The following is a 2,929-nucleotide window of genomic DNA, read 5'->3' on the forward strand; positions in this document are numbered from 1 at the left end:
AAATTATCCTGACTAAAAATTCCATAATCTTCATCTATAACTAATATAAGTAAGACTAGGATAAGAAAAATCATAAATAACATCTTTATAAACATAATTACCATTTGGAATAAACAAAAATTTTTGATCATCATTCTCTAAAACAGAATTATTAAATCGTTTAAAAATCCCTGAAAACCCATACTTATCATAAGCATCTGTTCCTGTATCAATTTTTATTTCAATATTGTCAATATCAACAATTTTAATCCAAAAATTATATACTATTAAATCGGAAAAAACAGATTTAGTACTGATATTGAGAATATTATAGGCAGGTCTTGAAATATATTCAATGTGTGCAATTTCTTGAGAATTATTCTTAAAAATACTAATTTCATTAAAATGCCTATTAAATGATAAGAGCAAAATATTATTAGAATCTAACTTTCCTGAACGTTGATGAGAATCATTATCATACCAAACACCATATAAAAATTTATAAACTTCATCTTTAGGTAAATTTTTTAAAGTTTGATACACATCATTATCTATACGTCTAACCTTTTCACTAGTAGACAAAGGATAATATTTACCCTGCGCTTGAGAATATACATACTTTTCTATCTTACTTACTATCATATCCTCCCCCTGCTTTTCATATCTCTCTAAAGAAATTGAATAACTTTCCCTCGATTTCTTATCATCATAAGCAGAAGATCTAGAATACTTATTTATAATAATGTTTCCATTAACCTTATCAAAAAATATAGGTCTATATGACGAAACATCATTAGCAACTGCTCTTTTAAAAACATATAAAACAGCATATTCATCTAAAAAACCCTGAACAACTATATCAAAATCATAATCACCAGTAATATCTTCAAGATACATATTATAAGAATTTTTAGAATCAATATTTATTTGTGTCTTAAATAGAACAACTGCCTCATGACTTTTAGGATCAAAACCAATAATAAATAAATGTGTCTTCAGATCTGCAAAATTTTGAGCTAAAACCACTTGCTCAAAATAAACATCTAAATTTAAATTTTCCTGATGAACTGACAAAATTTTATAACCCTTCAGATCAATTAAAGAACCAAACACATTCTCTCCAGAATCTTCACTCACATTTGCATCAGAATAATTTAATTTGCTAATACTCATCTTTTTATTAAAATCTTTATTAAAAATAATAAAATCCCTATTTCCTTTAACACAAGAAAATAAAACGAAAAAAAGAAATATAAAATATTGTTTAAAAAACATATCACATGATTTTTACATATCTACTCTTATACTCAATAAAATATAAAAGCCTAAACTACACTCTAATTACCGGCATTTAAACTAAAATCCTTTAAAGAAAAAAATGCCTCATTAAAATTTTCTTTAAAATTATTTTTCTTTAAGACATTATCTAATAGCAACTTACTATTTGCTTGAGAAAAATTATCAATAATACGATCTTCTTGAACTAAAGCATCAGACTCATAAGAATCATTAGAAGACGAACGTAAATAAAATGAATACACTTTATGATCTGCTAAAAAGGGTTTAGACCATTGACCTTCTTTCAAATCAAAAATTAAGTCATAAAAACTTTGACTATTACTAAAAATTGCAAGCTCTTTTAAAGTACTAGAATAAATTTTCATATTATATGCGAGATTAACCACATCTTCTTTTACTTTTAAATTATATTTTTGCAAAGATCGTTCCTCTCCAACATCAGAATTAATTTCAGATAAAATAGCATTAAGTTTATTTTCAAGGTAAGTCTCAATAACATTGGGCTCATAAGTTTCTATATAATTTTTAACAGCACTAATATCATTATTTGAATTTTGATCAAAATTATAAACATCACTTAACGCTTTATATATCTTATATTCACCCGAACTCTTAGATTTAATAGGATTAGTAAATTCATTTACCTTCAAAGAAAAAATTGAACTTAGATCTTCTTTTTTCTTCAGCATAAGATCTAAATCAAAATAATACTGCTTAGAAGAAGCAATACCTTTGAAATTAGCAACGTCCTCAGAATAAAACTTAGCAACCTCTTCAAAAGGCATACTCTTAGATAATTTGTCATAAGCATCATTAGCATCACTTAAATTTTTAAAACTAATAGAAACAAGATCTAAACTTTTAAACAACTTTTGATTATCTTCAGCATAAGATATTACTTTATCTTTTGGAAAATCTTCATACGAAAGTGTAATATAAGCAATATTTCTTCTAATCTTACTCATATTCTTAACAGCACTTAAAAGAAAATCTGAAAATACAAAACTACTATTCAAAAAAATCTGAATATTTGAAGAAAGCAAATTTTCCACAGCTTCACTATAAATTTTAAACTTTTGATAATCAGAAACTTTATTATACCTTTTAGGACTAAAATTACCATTAGAATCTAAATAAACAGAAGAGTTCATGATATTTTGACTCAAAACACTTTTTGAAATATAAAAGTTACTACTTTTTGCCAAATCAAGAAAAGCAATATCCTCAACATACTTCATAAAAGCTAAGCGCCAAATAAAATAGTCTATATCATAAGTATTATCTCTTTTTAGTTTAGAATAAAAATTTGAATAAAAATTAACATATTGCGCAAATTTATTATCTTTAGCATAATAAATCGGCTGTCCCTTATAAAAGCCAAACTTTAAATTAGACAAATCAGTAGTATCAAATAATCCTGGCATTAAAGGTGCAATAATAAACCCAAATACAATTAATATAAGTGCGAAAATGCCCCAAATCCCAACTCTTTTATCATTTTCACCACCAGATGTAACGCTTTTTGTTTGACTTATTCTCTTATGCATAATAAAAAACCCTTCAACTGAAATAAAATAGCATTTTAGATATTAAAATAGCATAATTCACATATTATTGCAATTCAAACATTTATTGAAAATAACAGACTCAC

1 protein-coding gene and 1 pseudogene (1 of these 2 only partly in view) are annotated in these 2,929 nt (G+C 25.4%); both read right to left on the reverse strand.

Annotation, left to right across the window (positions count from 1 at the left end; all coding sequences use genetic code 11):
• A pseudogene (locus tag BN1173_RS00215) lies at positions 1-1,254 on the reverse strand (pallilysin-related adhesin); it reaches 205 nt to the left of the window's first position.
• A gap of 62 nt (positions 1,255-1,316) precedes the next feature.
• Positions 1,317-2,825: a peptidylprolyl isomerase gene (locus BN1173_RS00220; protein WP_040235743.1), complete on the reverse strand. Its 1,509-nt coding sequence runs from the start codon at positions 2,823-2,825 to the stop codon at positions 1,317-1,319.
• Positions 2,826-2,929: the final 104 nt, after the last annotated feature.

Source organism: Borrelia crocidurae (assembly GCF_000825665.2).
GTDB lineage: Bacteria > Spirochaetota > Spirochaetia > Borreliales > Borreliaceae > Borrelia > Borrelia duttonii.

What these genes read in the sequence shown, in the direction of transcription:
- BN1173_RS00220 (WP_040235743.1), bottom strand. Translation starts at nt 2,825, where the DNA reads ATGCATAAGAGAATAAGTCAAACAAAAAGCGTTACATCTGGTGGTGAA.